Raw genomic sequence first — 16,661 nt, 5'->3', positions numbered from 1 at the left:
CGCGGTTGGCGCGGCGGACTTTTCTTCTATTCTCAGCTCAAGGACATCGACAGTATCACGGGATCGAAACAGTCCTTCAGCAAGGGCTGAACACCGGCTTTACCGAGGGTCGCCGCCATGTCGCGCAACCTCTGCCTCACCCGTCAGTGCCTGGGTCTCGTAACCCGAATCGAATGCGCCATCAAGCCGTTGGCCGGCGATACCGGCATGTGGACTTTGCTCTTTGCCGCCGGCATGGCCGGTGAACAACCTTCCGCCATCAAGGCCCAGGGCCCGTTCCACGGGCCGGTCGCTGCCGAATCGATCCTCGATACCATCGTCGAAAGCCTGACGATGCACGGCTACGAACTGGCCAATGATCCGCAGATCTGGTCCTTGCACCTGCAAGCCCAGTTACGGCAGATCAATGGCGGACGTGGACGCAATATCGGCATTTTCGATCATTAGCGCCGATCAAGGCGCAGCGCCCTGGGTCTGCGCCTTCTCGAGCTTGACCTCAAAGCCGTACTGCACAGTGACGAGGTCGATTCGATGATAGGTTTCCACCTGCGTCGGACGGCCGTAGAAATAGTGCACGCCGAACAGCGCCGGGCCTTCTGCGCCCGCGTCGTGGCTGACCGAAAGGATCTGCTTCAGGTAGTTGCCGCTGTCATCCTTGACGAAGAATCGCCATTCGTTGGCCGGAAACAATTTCAGGTCCACCACCAGTTCGTTGTTCCTGATGTCCAGGCCCTTGGGCAATGCCTTGGCTTCGTAGGACTGTTTCGCCACCGTGGCGAGGAATAAGGGCATCGAACCGACGGCCACTGCCGGGGTTTCCGGAAATAGGTTCAAGTCATAAGTGATGGTCGCTTGCAGCGGATCCACCTGATACGCCTCGGCCGGCAATTCGATCGGCTCGTCGAGTTTGCCGTTGTGTTTTTCGGTGAAGAACGTCACCGGGCTTTCGCCGGGAGCCAGGTCGTCGCCCAGCAACTCGTCATTGAAGGTTTTGCGGTGATCGAACTCGATGCGCGCGGCGCTGGGCTCTTCCACTGACTGGCGGATATGAATGCTTTTTTTCAGCTCGTCCTCGGTCAGTGATGCACCTTTTAGCCAGTTGGGCGCCTGGTCGTCGTAGACGGTGATCGCCAGATCCAGCGGCTGCACGGTTTTCGCCGTGGTGTGCGCGTTGAATTCGCGGATCGGCAGGTCCAGTGGCCTGCGGGTGACGGTCGCCTCGGAGAAGTCCAGCACGCTGACTTCAAGGGTATCGATCGGCCCGTTGAAGTAGACCTTGTTGTAACGGCGCGTATGCTGCTGTTCGAAGGCGCGCTGGTCGTCGTTCAGCTGTTTCTCGAGATCCTCGCTCCAGGCCTTTTGCTGTTGCAGGTGCGTCAGTTGTTTTTGATAGAAGGCGATCTGCTCGGGGCTTTCATTGATGGCGCCGGCTCGCGCCAGATACTGGCCGGTGCTGTCACGGGCCTGGACGATCAGCGGGTTGAGCGGCGTGTTGGCGACTTCCGGGGCGAGCGGCAGATGGTTGCTGAATTCGACTTCGGCGTAGTTCTTTTCCAGCTTCAACAGGGTCACGCTGAGGTTGGCGTCGGTCCGGGTCTGGCCGACGTCCTGTTTGCCCAGATCGAAACGGTGCAGGCGTTTCGGGGCGATGACTTCCACCTGACCTTGCAGGCTCACAGGACGCGGCCGGGTTTTCTTGTCGACGTCCAGACCCTCGATGAACGGGTAGGTCACGGTCAGGTCGTCGGGGTTGGTGATATTGGAGCTGGACGGACTCAGTTGAATGCCCGGATCGGTTTCCGACCATTCCGGCTGGTAGGTGATCACCCGTTTGTTGCTCAACGTCACCGATTGCCACTCAACGCCATGGGGGAACAGAAACCCGCCGGGGATATTGAGATTGAAGGGAAACACCGGCTGCAGGTCGGTCAGGTAGTCGGAGCTGGCATCCTTGTGGAGCACGAACAGGCCGTTGATGAAGGTATCGACCAGCGCCTGGGGAGTGGGGTAATGCTTGAGCACGCCGAGGGCGTCTTCACCGTATTCGGTTCTGGGCGGTTTGTTGTCGAGACGTTGCTGCGCGCGCTCCAGGAGCAGTAGCGAGCCGCCGAGTTCGGTCACGGCATCCTTGAGTTTCGGGTCGGTGATGGCGTCCAGCGACTGTTCGAACTGCGCAGTCTTCTGTTCTAGGCTGAGCGGGTGTTTTTCCTCGCCGGGCGAGCAGCCGCCGATCGATAAGGCTAGGCAAATTCCGGCAGTCGTTAACGGCAATCGCACATCCATTTCCAGTCGTCCTGTCCACTGTCGCTGGGCTGTCAATGGTTTGGACACTAGCAGAAAAACTTTGACACACACACGCAGGTGGCGGATTTTCGGGCGGTTTCTGGCTGTCATGGGGGGCTGGTATACTCGCCGCCGATTACAACCCTTCTTGTGTGAGAGTCAATGGAACGCTTTATCGAAAACGCAATGTACGCCACGCGCTGGCTGCTGGCGCCGATCTATATCGGGCTGTCCCTCGGGTTGCTGGCGCTGGCATTGAAATTCTTCCAGGAAGTGTTTCATGTCATTCCCAACGTCTTCTCCATGGCCGAGTCCGAGCTGATTCTGGTGCTGCTGTCGCTGATCGACATGGCGCTGGTCGGCGGTTTGCTGGTGATGGTGATGATTTCCGGCTACGAGAACTTCGTGTCCGAGCTGAATATCGACGAAGGCAAGGAAAAGCTCAGCTGGCTGGGCACCATGGACTCCTCGTCGCTGAAGATGAAAGTGGCGGCGTCGATCGTGGCGATTTCCTCGATCCACCTGCTGCGGATCTTCATGGATGCCAAGAACGTCGATCCCGAGCACCTGATGTGGTACGTGATTATCCACATGACTTTCGTGATCTCGGCGTTCGCCATGGGTTATCTGGACAAGCTCACCAAGCATTGATGAGCTGTCGATGGCTGTAACAAAACCGCCCGTCTGTTGCGAAACAGACGGGCGGTGTCATTTGTGGCTTGTACTTTGTAGCGCCGAGGCATATCCCTGTAAGCGTCCCGGCTCGCTACAGCGTGAGGTGCGTTCATGAACCTGCAAGAGTTGAATGCGTTTGCCATCGCCAGGAAGGTCGATGAGCTGAACCTGATCTCCATGGAGGGCGGAATCTACCTGCTCGAGGCGCGGATGCACGGCGCGGCGTACCCGTTGAGCGATCCCCAGGGCAAGATGCTGATGCTGCGCTCGGTGGAGCATGCCCGGGATGTCCTGCACAACCTTCCGGTGCTGCCGTTCAACCTGGTCCACACCTCGGTACATGATGAAATGTGCGGTCTTGGTGCCAGCGGCGAAGAAAGCCTGAAAGTGCCGCTGGCCTGGCGCTCGGCACTGTAGGCTCCAGGGCCTGATCAATGGCGGAACATCTGTGCTAGTCTGCTCGCCCTTTTGGTTCCGGGCGCGCCGGGACGCGCTGTGCACGCACGGCATGTCCTGAGGCCGTCCGCACAGCGGAGCAGTGTCATGTCCGAAGTAAATCTGTCCACCGACGAAACCCGCGTCAGCTACGGTATCGGCCGTCAGCTGGGTGACCAGCTGCGCGACAACCCGCCACCGGGTGTCAGCCTGGACGCCATCCTGGCCGGTCTGACTGACGCATTCGCGGGCAAGCCAAGCCGCGTGGGTCAGGAAGAGCTGTCCGCCAGCTTCAAGGTGATCCGCGAGATCATGCAAGCCGAAGCCGCTGCCAAGGCCGAAGCCGCCGCTGGCGAAGGTCGTGCGTTCCTGGCTGAAAACGCCAAGAAAGACGGCATCACCACTCTGGCTTCCGGTCTGCAATTCGAAGTGCTGACTCAGGGCGAAGGCGCCAAGCCATCCCGTGAAGACACCGTGCGTACTCACTACCACGGCACGCTGATCGACGGCACTGTGTTCGACAGCTCCTACGAGCGTGGCCAGCCGGCAGAGTTCCCGGTCGGCGGCGTGATCGCCGGCTGGACCGAAGCCCTGCAACTGATGAATGCCGGCAGCAAGTGGCGTCTGTACGTGCCGAGCGAACTGGCTTACGGCGCTCAAGGCGTTGGCAGCATCCCGCCGCACAGCGTTCTGGTGTTCGACGTCGAGCTGCTCGACGTTCTGTAATCCCGTTACCCTGCACAAGCGTGGCTTGTGCAGGGTTTCTCCGCCGTTCTCATACTTCGATCTTGTGATGCAGTTCACTGGTCGGGCGCAAGGCCCGGGCATAGCAGAACAGGAACAGATTGCGCACCAGCTCCTTGAGCACCAACGGTTCGCTGGAACTCAGGCCGCTGACGTCCAGATCCCCTTGATCCTGCAACTCGTGCAGGGCCTCTTCTTCCAGTACCGCGCAGACTTCGCCGGTTTCCCGATGCAGGATCCTGAGGTACGGGTGCGGGCGATCCAGCCAGGCGTCGATCAAATAAGTCATGGTTCTCATCTCCATTGAAAGGGTTTCAATGAGAATAATTCTTATTCGTCAAATAGCAAGCGCCTATTGGCGGTTCGTGATTTTTTATGGGTAAAGATTGCGTAAGGTCAAAACGGCTGGCATTTGGCTATTGCCTGGTTTTGTGGGGTATAGCGGGAGAGGGTGAAGCTCCATCCCACGACGGGCGCGGGATGGAAGACAGCAGGTTCAGACTTTTCTGACGAACTCGGATTTGAGTTTCATCGGGCCGATGCCGTCGATCTTGCAGTCGATGTCGTGGTCGCCGTCGCAAAGGCGGATGTTCTTGACCTTGGTGCCGACCTTGACCACCAGCGAGGTGCCCTTGACCTTCAGGTCCTTGATCACCGTGATGGTGTCGCCGTCCTGCAGGACGTTGCCGACCGAATCTTTCTTCACGGCATCATCGGACGCGACTTCGGCTTCACCGCCGGCAGACCACTCGTGGGCGCACTCCGGGCACACCAGTTGGGTGCCGTCTTCGTAGGTGTATTCGGAATTGCATTTCGGGCAGGGTGGCAACGTGCTCACTAAGGCTCCTTGGAGAGAGGATCGTTAAAAGTCGCACATTGTATAGGGTTTTAATCCCTGATGGCAGGCAACAAAAAACCGCAGGCTCCGACGGAGGCTGCGGTTTCTTGATTGCGCGGCGTTGATCAGTGCGTGCGGGCGACCGCGAACTCGCTCAGTTCAACCAGTGCATCGCGGTATTCGCTGGCCGGCAATACTTCGAGGCAGTTGATCGCACGGGCCACGTAGTCGCGAGCCAGTTGTGCGGTGTATTCAAGCGAACCGGACGCTTCCACGGCAATGCGGATGCTTTCCAGGTCTTCGATCCCGCCTTTCTGGATCGCCTGACGTACCAGTGCAGCTTGCTCTGGCGTGCCTTCGCGCATGGTGTAGATCAGCGGCAGGGTCGGCTTGCCTTCGGCCAGATCGTCACCGACGTTCTTGCCCAGGGTTTCGGCGTCGCCCTTGTAGTCGAGCAGGTCGTCGACCAGCTGAAACGCCACGCCCAGGTGATCGCCGAAGGTGCGCAGGGCTTCGCTCTGCTCGGCGGTCGCACCGGCCAGCGCTGCGGCGCTGTGGGTCGAAGCCTCGAACAGCATCGCGGTCTTGCCGCGGATGACTTCCATGTAGGTTTCTTCGGTGGTGCTCGCGTCGCGAACCTTGGACAGCTGCAGCACTTCGCCTTCGGCGATGATGCGCGTGGCCTGGGACAGGATCTTCATCACCGGCATCGAACCCAGTTCGACCATCATTTCGAACGAACGCGAGTACAGGAAATCGCCGACCAGCACGCTCGGGGCATTGCCCCACATGGCGTTGGCGGTCGAACGGCCACGGCGCATGCCGGACATGTCGACCACGTCGTCATGCAGCAGGGTGGCGGTGTGCAGGAATTCGATGGTGGCGGCCAGCAGACGCATGTCGTCGCCTTCGCGACCCAGGGCCTTGCCACACAGCAGCACCAATAAAGGGCGCAAGCGTTTGCCGCCGGCCGACGTGATGTAATCGCCGATTTTCGATACCAGCGGCACTCGGGAAGTCAGCTGCTTCTTGATGATGCCGTCGACGGCGCTAAAATCGTCCGCCACCGCGCGGTAGAAAGCTTGGGGTTGCATCAGCGACAGGTGCTCCAGAAGGGTTGCGCGGCATGCTAGGACCCACGTCCGGGCCTGTCAAGGCGCGATGGACGGCCCCTTGCATGACTTCGAAGGCTTGCGTACAATCGCGCACCCTGAACTTCCTGGGCAGCACCTGCCTTACGCAATTGCACTTGGGCCGTTCCAGCCCCATGCAGCCATGCCAGCCAATACCTCTTCTTATAAAGAGCTGGGTGAGCAGGATTATCGGAGAAATACCATGTACGCAGTAATCGTTACCGGCGGTAAGCAATACAAGGTCGCTGAAGGTGAATACCTGAAGATCGAAAAACTGGAAGTCGCTACTGGCGAATCCGTGACTTTTGACCGCGTTCTGTTGGTCGCCAATGGCGACGACGTGAACATCGGCGCACCTGTTGTTGCTGGCGCAACCGTCAAGGCTGAAGTGATCTCCCAAGGTCGTCACGATAAAGTCCGCATCATCAAGTTCCGTCGCCGTAAGCACCACATGAAGCGTATGGGCCACCGCCAGTGGTTCACCGAGATCAAAATCACCGGTATTCAGGCTTAATTACAGCCTAATTCCTCACTAGGAGAATTGAACTCATGGCACACAAAAAAGCTGGTGGTAGTACCCGTAACGGTCGCGACTCAGAAGCCAAACGCCTTGGCGTGAAGATGTATGGCGGCCAGGTCATCAAGGCCGGCAACATCATCGTGCGTCAGCGCGGCACCCAATTCCACGCTGGTTACGGCGTTGGCATGGGTAAGGATCACACCCTCTTCGCGAAAATCGAAGGCGTGATCAAGTTTGAAGTAAAAGGCGCCTTCGGTCGTCGTTACGTGAGCGTTGTCGCAGCCTAACTGCGAGAGTGCTGGAGAAGCCCTGTCTTGCGACGGGGCTTTTTCGTTTGTGGGGTGAGTCTCTTGCAAAGCTGTTTGTATGGGCTGCCGGCGTGCGATGCAGGTCGTGGATTGGGGTCGCTGCGCTCATTTTTGCAAGAGTCTTATGTCTTGATTGTTTTTCGGCTCGTCCGTACGGCGAGAGGCGTTGGTTATGAAGTTTGTTGATGAAGTATCGATCCGCGTAAAGGCTGGCGACGGCGGCAATGGCTGCATGAGTTTCCGTCGGGAAAAATTCATTGAAAACGGCGGTCCGAACGGTGGTGATGGCGGTGACGGCGGTTCCATCTACATGATGGCCGACGAAAACCTCAACACCCTGGTGGACTACCGTTACACCCGGCACTTCGATGCCGAGCGTGGCTCCAACGGCGGCAGCACCGACTGCACCGGCAAGAAGGGTGAGGATCTGATCCTGCGTGTGCCGGTTGGTACCACCATCATCGACTCTGCTACCCAGGAAGTCATCGGCGACCTGACCAAGTCCGGTCAGAAACTGATGGTGGTGCAGGGCGGCTGGCACGGTCTGGGCAATACCCGTTTCAAATCCAGTACCAACCGTGCGCCGCGCCAGACCACGCCGGGCAAGCCGGGCGAGCAGCGTGACCTGAAGCTGGAGATGAAGGTTCTGGCTGACGTCGGCCTGCTGGGTCTGCCGAACGCCGGTAAAAGTACCTTTATCCGTTCCGTGTCGGCCGCCAAGCCGAAAGTCGCCGATTACCCGTTCACCACGCTGGTGCCGAACCTGGGTGTGGTCAGCGTCGACCGCTGGAAAAGCTTCGTCATCGCCGACATTCCGGGTCTGATCGAAGGTGCTTCCGACGGCGCTGGTCTCGGTATCCGTTTCCTCAAGCACTTGGCGCGTACCCGTCTGCTGCTGCACCTCGTGGACATGGCGCCGCTGGACGAAAGCAGTGCGCCTGACGCCGCTGAAGTGATCGTCAACGAACTGATCAAGTTCAGCCCCTCCCTGGCGGAGCGTGACCGCTGGCTGGTGCTGAACAAGTGCGACCAGATCCTTGAAGAAGAGCACGAAGAGCGCGTCAAGGAAATTGTCGATCGTCTGCAATGGGAAGGTCCGGTCTACGTGATCTCGGCCATCGCCAAAGAAGGCACCGAACGCCTGACGCGCGACATCATGCGCTACCTGGAAGATCGTGCCGATCGCCTGGCCAATGACCCGGCCTACAAGGAAGAGCTGGCCGATCTCGATCAGCGCATCGAAGACGAGGCCCGTGCCCAGTTGCAGGCGCTGGATGACAAGCGTGCCCTGCGTCGCAGTGGCGTGAAGTCGGTCCACGACATCGGTGACGATGACTGGGATGAAGAAGATGTGGATGACGAAGACGGTCCGGAAATCATTTACGTGCGTGACTGATTCGTTGAAGTAAACTTAAGCGCCGCTCAATCGAGCGGCGTTTTGGTATCTGGAAATCGATTGTTGGTCACGAGTAACCACGAATAACGTCACGGGCAGCGCTGGGTCGCGCTGTCCTCAAGCTAAGGTTGAAGATGATGCGGAGCAAGGTGACAGGTGCGCAGCGTTGGGTCGTGAAGATCGGCAGCGCTTTGCTGACAGCGGATGGCAAGGGCCTTGATCGCAAGGCGATGGGCGTCTGGGTCGAGCAGATGGTGGCTTTGCATGAGGCTGGCGTCGAGTTGGTGCTGGTGTCCTCCGGGGCGGTGGCGGCCGGCATGAGCCGTTTGGGCTGGACCGCACGACCCAGTGCGATGCACGAACTCCAGGCTGCTGCGGCAATCGGTCAGATGGGGTTGGTGCAGGCCTGGGAGTCGAGCTTTGCCGAGCATGGCCGGCACACGGCGCAAATTCTTCTGACCCACGACGATCTGTCCGACCGCAAGCGCTACCTGAATGCCCGCAGCACCTTGCGTGCACTGGTCGAGCTGAAAGTCATCCCGGTGATCAACGAAAACGACACCGTGGTCACCGATGAAATCCGTTTCGGCGACAACGACACGCTCGCTGCGTTGGTGGCCAACCTGGTCGAGGCTGATCTGCTGGTAATCCTGACGGATCGCGACGGCATGTTCGACGCTGATCCGCGCAACAACCCCGACGCGCAGCTGATTTACGAAGCGCGTGCCGATGATCCGACTTTGGATGCGGTGGCGGGCGGAACCGGCGGTGCGCTGGGGCGTGGCGGCATGCAGACCAAGCTGCGCGCGGCGAGGCTGGCGGCGCGTTCCGGAGCGCATACCATCATTGTGGGTGGGCGTCTGGAGCGAGTGCTTGATCGTCTGAAGGCGGGCGAGCGAATCGGTACGCTGCTGTCGCCAGAGCGCGGCATGCTGGCGGCGCGCAAGCAATGGCTGGCCGGTCATCTGCAAACCCGCGGCACGCTGGTGCTGGATGACGGTGCGGTTTCTGCGTTGTCGGAAGGTCACAAGAGTCTGCTGCCGGTTGGCGTCAAACTGGTTCAGGGCAGTTTCCGTCGAGGTGAGATGGTGGTTTGCGTGGCGCCGGACGGTCGTGAGATCGCCCGTGGCCTGGCCAACTACAGCGCGCTGGAAGCACAAAAAATCATCGGTCAGTCGTCGGATGCGATTGTCGGTTTGCTGGGTTACATGGCTGAGCCGGAGCTGGTTCATCGTGACAACCTGATTCTGGTCTGAGGAAAAGCGCAATGCGCATGGCAAAAGGATTGTTGGGTCTGTTGATGGCGTTGCCATTGCTGGCCTCGGCCGAGGAAATCGGCCAGGTATCGACGGTGTTCAAGTTTGTCGGGCCGAACGACCGGATCGTGGTCGAGGCGTTCGATGATCCAAAGGTCGAGGGGGTGACCTGCTACCTGTCACGCGCCAAGACGGGTGGCGTGAAGGGTGGCTTGGGTCTGGCCGAGGATCGCGCCGAGGCGTCCATTGCCTGTCGTCAGGTGGGGCCCATCAGCTTCAAGGGTGAGCTGAAGGATGGCGAGGAGGTGTTCAAGGAGCGCACTTCGCTGGTGTTCAAAACCATGCAGGTCGTGCGTTTCCTCGACAAGAAGCGCAATACGCTGGTGTATCTGGTCTACAGCGATCGCCTGATCGAGGGGAGTCCGCAGAATGCGGTGACGGCGATACCGATTCTGCCGTGGGCATCGGCTCATTGATTGAGCGCAAAAAAAACGAGGAGCGTGTTGGCTCCTCTTTTTTTGCATTGTTTTTTGCCAAATTGCAGGCAATAAAAAACCGACCCTGAGGTCGGTTTTTTAATGACTACGTCGCTTAGGCAGCTTCTTTCAGTGCCTTGACGTGGCCATTCAGGCGGCTCTTATGACGAGCAGCCTTGTTCTTGTGGATGATGCCTTTATCGGCCATACGGTCGATAACTGGCACAGCCAGAACGTATGCAGCTTGAGCTTTTTCAGCGTCTTTTGCGTCGATGGCTTTAACTACATTCTTGATGTAGGTACGAACCATGGAACGCAGGCTGGCGTTGTGGCTGCGACGCTTCTCAGCCTGTTTTGCACGTTTTTTGGCGGAAGGTGAGTTGGCCACCGTCGAGCTCCTCGAAAGACTTTTTAGGAAATAGCAAACAAAATAGGCCGCGAATCATGCCGATGAAGAGATGTCTTGTCAAGGGCGCTTGAGACGTTCCGCTAAGTGGTAGGTATAAAGAGGCGGGATATTTATTTCCGGCGCTTGACCTGTAAACTCGCGAGCTTTGGCTCTGTGCTGTTGCGGCGCGGAGTATCGCACAAGTAGGCGCATTGTTCGCCTGCTGTTTATCGACAGGCACAAATTCCTTCAATGAATCTGCTCAAATCGTTGGCCGCCGTCAGCTCTATCACGATGCTTTCCCGGATTCTCGGGTTTGTACGCGACACGCTCATTGCCCGCACCTTCGGCGCCGGAATGGCGACCGACGCCTTCTTTATCGCCTTCAAACTGCCCAATCTGCTGCGCAGGATCTTCGCCGAGGGGGCATTTTCCCAGGCTTTTGTGCCGATCCTGGCCGAATATAAAAGCCAGAAGGGCGAAGAGGCGACCCGCACCTTTATTGCCTACGTTTCCGGCCTGCTGACCTTGGTACTGGCGCTGGTCACCGCGTTGGGCATGATCGCCGCGCCCTGGGTGATCTGGGCCACGGCCCCCGGTTTTACCGATACGCCGGAAAAATTCCAGCTGACCTCCGACCTGCTGCGAGTGACCTTCCCTTATATATTGCTGATCTCCCTGTCTTCGCTGGCGGGGGCGATCCTCAATACCTGGAACCGCTTCTCGGTGCCGGCGTTCGTGCCGACCCTGCTGAACGTCAGCATGATCGTGTTTGCGCTGTTCCTGACGCCGTACTTCGATCCACCGGTCATGGCCCTCGGGTGGGCGGTGCTGGTCGGTGGTCTCGCGCAATTGCTTTATCAACTCCCGCACTTGAAAAAAATCGGCATGCTCGTGCTTCCGCGCCTGAATCTTCGCGATACCGGTGTCTGGCGGGTGATGAAGCAGATGTTGCCGGCGATCATCGGCGTCTCGGTCAGCCAGATTTCCCTGATCATCAACACTATTTTCGCCTCGTTCCTGGTGGCGGGCTCGGTGTCGTGGATGTATTACGCCGACCGTTTGATGGAGCTGCCGTCCGGTGTACTCGGTGTGGCGCTGGGCACGATCCTGCTGCCGACACTGGCCAAGACCTACGCCAGCAAGGATCGCCACGAATACTCGCGGATTCTCGACTGGGGCCTGCGCCTGTGCTTCGTGCTGGTACTGCCATGCGCGCTGGCGTTGGGGATTCTGGCCGAGCCGTTGACGGTTTCACTGTTCCAGTACGGCCAGTTCAGCGGATTTGACGCGGAGATGACGCAGCGGGCATTGATTGCCTATTCTGTCGGTCTGCTCGGGATCATCGTGATCAAAGTGCTGGCGCCCGGCTTTTATGCGCAACAAAACATCCGTACGCCGGTAAAAATCGCAATCTTCACCCTGGTGGTCACGCAGTTGTTCAACCTGGTGCTGATCGGTCCGCTGGCGCACGCCGGCCTGGCACTGGCGATCAGCGCCGGTGCCTGCCTGAACGCCGGGCTGCTGTTCTATCAACTGCGCAAACAACAGATGTATCAACCACAGCCGGGTTGGTTGAAGTTCGGTTTCAAGCTGTTGGTTGCGGTGGCGGTGATGTCGGCGGTGCTGTTGATCGGCATGCATTTCATGCCCGCGTGGGATCAGGGCCACATGCTGGAACGCTTCGTGCGCCTGGGCGCCTTGGTGGTTGCCGGCGTGGTTGCGTATTTCGGCATGTTGCTGCTGCTTGGTTTCCGCCTGCGCGACTTCAATCGCAAGGCCTTGAGCTGAGGTTTCACCCTTGAAAAGCGGGCGCCAGCCGGCAGTTTTGTCGGCTCGTTCACTTTGGGTTACGGTGTTGCCTGTCGTCGGCCGTCGGGTGTGGTTATAATCGGCCACTTTATGAGCAAGAAGCGCGTTATGCAGCTGGTTCGAGGCCTCCACAATCTGCGCCCCCAGCATCGGGGCTGCGTCGCCACTATTGGCAACTTTGACGGTGTTCACCGCGGTCACCAGGCCATCCTGGCCCGACTGCGTGAGCGTGCGCTCGAGTTGGGCGTACCCAGCTGCGTGGTGATTTTCGAGCCGCAGCCACGGGAATTCTTTGCCCCGGAGACCGCTCCGGCGCGTCTGGCCCGGTTGCGCGACAAGCTGCAACTGTTGGCTGCCGAAGGCGTCGACCGGGTTCTGTGCCTGGCGTTCAACCAACGCCTGAGCAAGCTCAGCGCCAGCGAGTTCGTTGATACCATCCTGGTCGATGGCCTCGGCGTGCAGCATCTGGAGGTCGGTGACGATTTCCGCTTCGGTTGCGACCGCCTCGGCGATTTCGATTTTCTGTTGCAGGCCGGACAGGTTCACGGTTTTACCGTCGAAGCTGCGCAAACCGTCGAGCTGGACGGCATTCGCGTCAGCAGCACTCAGGTGCGCAACGCGTTGGCCGCCGCCGATTTTGCCCTGGCCGAGCGTCTGCTTGGCCGCCCGTACCGGATTGCCGGTCGTGTGCTGCATGGCCAGAAACTGGCCCGCCAGTTGGGTACGCCCACGGCGAACATTCAGCTCAAGCGCCGTCGCGTGCCGTTCACCGGTGTTTACCTGGTCGACGTCGACATCGACGGCAAGACCTGGCCCGGCGTCGCCAATATCGGCGTGCGGCCCACGGTGCAAGGTGATGGCAAGGCCCACCTTGAAGTACATCTTTTGGATTTTGCCGGCGATCTGTATGACCGGCGTTTGACGGTGGTTTTCCACCAGAAGCTGCGTGAAGAGCAGCGTTTCGCCTCCCTGGAGGCATTGAAAACGGCGATCAGCGCGGATGTCGCCGCCGCCCGTGCACTAGCCGCACCTAGCGCCCATCGCTAATGAAGAGCCTTAAATGACCGACTATAAAGCCACGCTAAACCTTCCGGACACCGCCTTCCCAATGAAGGCCGGCCTGCCACAGCGCGAACCGCAGATCCTGCAGCGCTGGGACAGTATTGGCCTGTACGGAAAGTTGCGCGAGATTGGCAAGGATCGTCCGAAGTTCGTCCTGCACGACGGCCCTCCGTACGCCAACGGTACGATCCACATCGGTCACGCACTGAACAAGATTCTCAAGGACATGATCATCCGCTCGAAGACCCTGTCGGGCTTCGACGCGCCGTATGTCCCGGGCTGGGATTGCCACGGCCTGCCGATCGAGCACAAGGTTGAAGTGACCCACGGCAAGAACCTGGGCGCGGACAAGACCCGCGAGCTGTGCCGTGCCTACGCCACCGAGCAGATCGAAGGTCAGAAGACCGAATTCATCCGTCTCGGCGTGCTGGGCGACTTCGCCAATCCGTACAAGACCATGGACTTCAAGAACGAGGCCGGTGAAATCCGCGCCCTCGCCGAAATCGTCAAGGGCGGTTTCGTGTTCAAGGGCCTGAAACCGGTGAACTGGTGTTTCGATTGCGGTTCGGCCCTGGCCGAAGCGGAAGTCGAGTACGAGAACAAGAAGTCCTCGACCATCGACGTCGCGTTCCCGATCGCCGACGAAGCCAAACTGGCTGCCGCGTTCGGTCTGCCGTCGCTGGGCAAACCTGCCTCGATCGTGATCTGGACCACCACCCCGTGGACCATCCCGGCCAACCAGGCGCTTAACGTTCACCCGGAATTCACCTACGCCCTGGTCGACATCGGCGACAAGCTGTTGGTGCTGGCTGAAGAGTTGGTCGAATCGTGCCTGACCCGTTACGGCGTCGAAGGCACCGTGCTGGCCACCGCGCCGGGTTCGGCGCTGGAACTGATCAATTTCCGTCACCCGTTCTACGACCGTCTGTCGCCGGTGTACCTGGCCGACTACGTGGAACTGGGCGCCGGCACCGGTGTGGTTCACTCCGCCCCGGCCTACGGTGTGGACGACTTCGTGACCTGCAAGAAATACGGCATGGTCAACGACGACATCCTCAACCCGGTACAAAGCAACGGCGTCTATGTGCCGTCGCTGGAGTTCTTCGGCGGCCAGTTCATCTGGAAGGCCAACCCGGCCATTGTCGAAAAACTGACCGAAGTCGGTGCGCTGCTGCACACCACCGTCATCGAACACAGCTACATGCATTGCTGGCGTCACAAGACCCCGCTGATCTACCGCGCTACCGCGCAATGGTTCATCGGCATGGACAAGGAGCCAGTGTCCGGTGACACCCTGCGTCAGCGCTCGCTCAAAGCCATCGAAGACACCAAGTTCGTTCCGGCCTGGGGCCAGGCGCGCCTGCACTCGATGATCGCCAACCGTCCGGACTGGTGCATCTCCCGTCAGCGCAACTGGGGTGTGCCGATCCCGTTCTTCCTGAACAAGGAAAGCGGCGAGCTGCACCCTCGCACCGTCGAGCTGATGGAAGAAGTCGCCAAGCGCGTCGAAGTCGAAGGTATCGAGGCCTGGTTCAAACTCGACGCTGCCGAACTGCTGGGCGATGAAGCGCCGCAGTACGACAAGATCAGCGACACCCTCGACGTCTGGTTCGACTCGGGCACCACGCACTGGCACGTCCTGCGCGGTTCGCACCCGATGGGCCACGAGACCGGTCCGCGTGCCGACCTGTACCTGGAAGGTTCGGACCAGCATCGTGGCTGGTTCCACTCGTCCCTGCTGACCGGTTGCGCCATCGACAACCACGCGCCGTACCGCGAGCTGCTGACCCACGGCTTCACCGTGGACGAGTCCGGCCGCAAGATGTCCAAGTCCCTGGGCAACGTGATCGCGCCGCAGAAAGTCAACGACACCTTGGGCGCCGACATCATGCGTCTGTGGGTTGCCTCGACCGACTACTCCGGCGAAATGGCCGTGTCCGAGCAGATCCTGCAGCGCAGCGCGGACGCCTATCGTCGTATCCGTAACACCGCGCGTTTCCTGCTTTCCAACCTGACCGGCTTCAATCCGGCCACCGACCTGCTGCCGGCCGAAGACATGCTGGCACTGGATCGCTGGGCGGTGGATCGCACCCTGCTGCTGCAACGCGAGCTGCAAGAGCACTACGGCGAATACCGTTTCTGGAACGTCTACTCGAAGATCCACAACTTCTGCGTGCAGGAGCTGGGTGGTTTCTACCTCGACATCATCAAGGACCGCCAGTACACCACCGGCGCCGACAGCAAGGCCCGTCGTTCGTGCCAGACCGCGCTGTTCCACATCTCCGAAGCGCTGGTGCGCTGGATCGCGCCGATCCTGGCGTTCACCGCCGACGAGCTGTGGCAATACCTGCCGGGCGAGCGCAACGAATCGGTGATGCTCAACACCTGGTACGAAGGCCTGACCGAGTTGCCGGAAGGCTTCGAGCTGGGTCGCGAGTACTGGGATCGCATCATGGAAGTGAAGGTGGCGGTCAACAAGGAGATGGAAATCCAGCGCGCGGCCAAGGCCGTCGGTGGCAACCTGCAAGCCGAAGTGACGCTGTACGCCGAAGATGCCCTGAGCGCCGACCTGGCCAAACTCAGCAACGAGCTGCGCTTTGTACTGATCACTTCGACTGCCAGCGTTGCGCCGTTCGTACAGGCTCCGGCCGAAGCTGTGGCCACCGAAGTCAGCGGCCTGAAGCTGAAGATCGTCAAATCGGCCTTCCCGAAATGCGCCCGTTGCTGGCACTGCCGTGAAGACGTCGGCGTGAATCCGGAGCATCCGGAGATCTGCGGCCGTTGCGTGGACAACATCGATGGCGCTGGCGAGGTTCGTCACTATGCCTAATGCCGTTGGCCGTTTCGGACGGCTGAGCTGGCTCTGGTTGAGCTTGCTGGTTCTGGTCATCGACCAGGCCAGCAAGTTCTACTTCGAAGGCAAGCTCGAGATGTACCAGCAGATCGTGATCATTCCCGATTATTTCAGCTGGACCCTGGCTTACAACACCGGCGCGGCGTTCAGCTTCCTGGCCGACAGCTCCGGCTGGCAGCGCTGGCTGTTCGCCCTGATCGCGGTGGTGGTCAGTGCGGTGCTGGTGGTCTGGCTCAAACGCCTGGGCCGCAACGAAACCTGGCTGGCCATCGCGCTGGCGCTGGTGTTGGGCGGCGCGCTGGGCAATCTGTATGACCGCATTGCCCTGGGCCATGTGATTGACTTCATTCTGGTGCACTGGCAGAACCGCTGGTACTTCCCGGCGTTCAACTTCGCCGACAGCGCCATCACCGTTGGTGCGGTGATGCTGGCACTGGACATGTTCAAAAGTAAAAAAACCGGAGAAGCCGTTCATGACTGA

The 16,661-nt window shown here is 59.6% G+C and carries 18 protein-coding genes; 13 read left to right on the top strand and 5 right to left on the bottom strand.

Annotation, left to right across the window (positions count from 1 at the left end; genetic code table 11):
- The first annotated feature begins 117 nt into the window (after positions 1-117).
- Positions 118-447, top strand: a complete 330-nt coding sequence (locus tag C6Y56_RS24645; RefSeq protein ID WP_169431987.1) for a hypothetical protein — start codon at positions 118-120, stop codon at positions 445-447.
- Positions 448-453: 6 nt separating this feature from the next.
- On the opposite strand, the gene C6Y56_RS24640 is transcribed toward C6Y56_RS24645, so the two are convergent.
- Entirely contained in the window at positions 454-2,283 is a 1,830-nt protein-coding gene (locus C6Y56_RS24640; RefSeq protein WP_169431986.1) for a hypothetical protein, read from the bottom strand.
- A gap of 162 nt (positions 2,284-2,445) precedes the next feature.
- Here C6Y56_RS24640 and C6Y56_RS24635 point away from each other — a divergent pair, with 162 nt between their 5' ends.
- The 3 genes from C6Y56_RS24635 (at position 2,446) to C6Y56_RS24625 (ending at position 4,119) form a co-directional block, all read left to right on the top strand.
- Complete coding sequence (locus tag C6Y56_RS24635; protein WP_007950967.1) at positions 2,446-2,934, top strand: TIGR00645 family protein; 489 nt, start codon at positions 2,446-2,448, stop codon at positions 2,932-2,934.
- A 135-nt stretch (positions 2,935-3,069) separates the two neighbouring features.
- Positions 3,070-3,375, top strand: a complete 306-nt coding sequence (locus C6Y56_RS24630) for a DUF6482 family protein (protein WP_169431985.1) — start codon at positions 3,070-3,072, stop codon at positions 3,373-3,375.
- A 126-nt stretch (positions 3,376-3,501) separates the two neighbouring features.
- Entirely contained in the window at positions 3,502-4,119 is a 618-nt protein-coding gene (locus C6Y56_RS24625) for an FKBP-type peptidyl-prolyl cis-trans isomerase (RefSeq protein WP_085689724.1), read from the top strand.
- A 49-nt stretch (positions 4,120-4,168) separates the two neighbouring features.
- Here the strand turns inward: C6Y56_RS24625 and C6Y56_RS24620 are convergent, their stop codons facing one another.
- The 3 genes from C6Y56_RS24620 to C6Y56_RS24610 form a co-directional block, all read right to left on the bottom strand.
- Positions 4,169-4,426 (bottom strand): PA4570 family protein, encoded by a 258-nt coding sequence (locus C6Y56_RS24620; RefSeq protein ID WP_039771721.1) that lies wholly within the window; start codon positions 4,424-4,426, stop codon positions 4,169-4,171.
- Between the two features lie 207 nt (positions 4,427-4,633).
- The gene (locus C6Y56_RS24615; RefSeq protein WP_007950963.1) at positions 4,634-4,975 is read right to left on the bottom strand and encodes a zinc ribbon domain-containing protein YjdM; all 342 of its coding nucleotides are present in this window, start codon (positions 4,973-4,975) and stop codon (positions 4,634-4,636) included.
- A gap of 125 nt (positions 4,976-5,100) precedes the next feature.
- On the bottom strand, positions 5,101-6,069 hold the full coding sequence (locus C6Y56_RS24610) for a polyprenyl synthetase family protein (protein WP_169431984.1): 969 nt from the start codon (positions 6,067-6,069) through the stop codon (positions 5,101-5,103).
- 241 nt (positions 6,070-6,310) lie between these two features.
- Between C6Y56_RS24610 and rplU the strand changes: the two genes are divergently transcribed.
- The 5 genes from rplU to C6Y56_RS24585 all read left to right on the top strand — a co-directional run bounded on the left by rplU (position 6,311) and on the right by C6Y56_RS24585 (position 10,064).
- Positions 6,311-6,622, top strand: coding sequence for a 50S ribosomal protein L21 (gene rplU / locus C6Y56_RS24605; protein ID WP_003228361.1), 312 nt, complete (start codon positions 6,311-6,313; stop codon positions 6,620-6,622).
- A 35-nt stretch (positions 6,623-6,657) separates the two neighbouring features.
- Positions 6,658-6,915, top strand: a complete 258-nt coding sequence (gene rpmA / locus C6Y56_RS24600) for a 50S ribosomal protein L27 (protein WP_003228360.1) — start codon at positions 6,658-6,660, stop codon at positions 6,913-6,915.
- A 193-nt stretch (positions 6,916-7,108) separates the two neighbouring features.
- On the top strand, positions 7,109-8,332 hold the full coding sequence (cgtA, locus tag C6Y56_RS24595; RefSeq protein ID WP_169431983.1) for an Obg family GTPase CgtA: 1,224 nt from the start codon (positions 7,109-7,111) through the stop codon (positions 8,330-8,332).
- Between the two features lie 137 nt (positions 8,333-8,469).
- Positions 8,470-9,588, top strand: coding sequence for a glutamate 5-kinase (gene proB, locus C6Y56_RS24590; RefSeq protein ID WP_085712194.1), 1,119 nt, complete (start codon positions 8,470-8,472; stop codon positions 9,586-9,588).
- Positions 9,589-9,599: 11 nt separating this feature from the next.
- The gene (locus tag C6Y56_RS24585) at positions 9,600-10,064 is read left to right on the top strand and encodes a CreA family protein (protein WP_169431982.1); all 465 of its coding nucleotides are present in this window, start codon (positions 9,600-9,602) and stop codon (positions 10,062-10,064) included.
- A 115-nt stretch (positions 10,065-10,179) separates the two neighbouring features.
- Here C6Y56_RS24585 and rpsT read toward each other — a convergent pair whose 3' ends face one another.
- A complete protein-coding gene (gene rpsT, locus C6Y56_RS24580; RefSeq protein ID WP_003228351.1) occupies positions 10,180-10,452 on the bottom strand; it encodes a 30S ribosomal protein S20 in 273 nt (90 codons plus the stop codon).
- Positions 10,453-10,704: 252 nt separating this feature from the next.
- Between rpsT and murJ the strand changes: the two genes are divergently transcribed.
- The 4 genes from murJ (at position 10,705) to lspA (ending at position 16,661) form a co-directional block, all read left to right on the top strand.
- Positions 10,705-12,243, top strand: a complete 1,539-nt coding sequence (gene murJ / locus C6Y56_RS24575) for a murein biosynthesis integral membrane protein MurJ (RefSeq protein WP_169431981.1) — start codon at positions 10,705-10,707, stop codon at positions 12,241-12,243.
- A 129-nt stretch (positions 12,244-12,372) separates the two neighbouring features.
- A complete protein-coding gene (gene ribF, locus C6Y56_RS24570) occupies positions 12,373-13,311 on the top strand; it encodes a bifunctional riboflavin kinase/FAD synthetase (protein ID WP_007959537.1) in 939 nt (312 codons plus the stop codon).
- Positions 13,312-13,324: 13 nt separating this feature from the next.
- Positions 13,325-16,156 (top strand): isoleucine--tRNA ligase, encoded by a 2,832-nt coding sequence (gene ileS / locus C6Y56_RS24565; protein WP_169431980.1) that lies wholly within the window; start codon positions 13,325-13,327, stop codon positions 16,154-16,156.
- Entirely contained in the window at positions 16,149-16,661 is a 513-nt protein-coding gene (lspA, locus tag C6Y56_RS24560; protein ID WP_085712189.1) for a signal peptidase II, read from the top strand. The genes ileS and lspA overlap by 8 nt, the downstream gene beginning before the upstream one ends.

This window comes from Pseudomonas fluorescens (genome assembly GCF_012974785.1).
GTDB classification, from domain to species: domain Bacteria; phylum Pseudomonadota; class Gammaproteobacteria; order Pseudomonadales; family Pseudomonadaceae; genus Aquipseudomonas; species Aquipseudomonas fluorescens_BT.
This window is presented reverse-complemented; position numbering and strand designations above follow the sequence as displayed.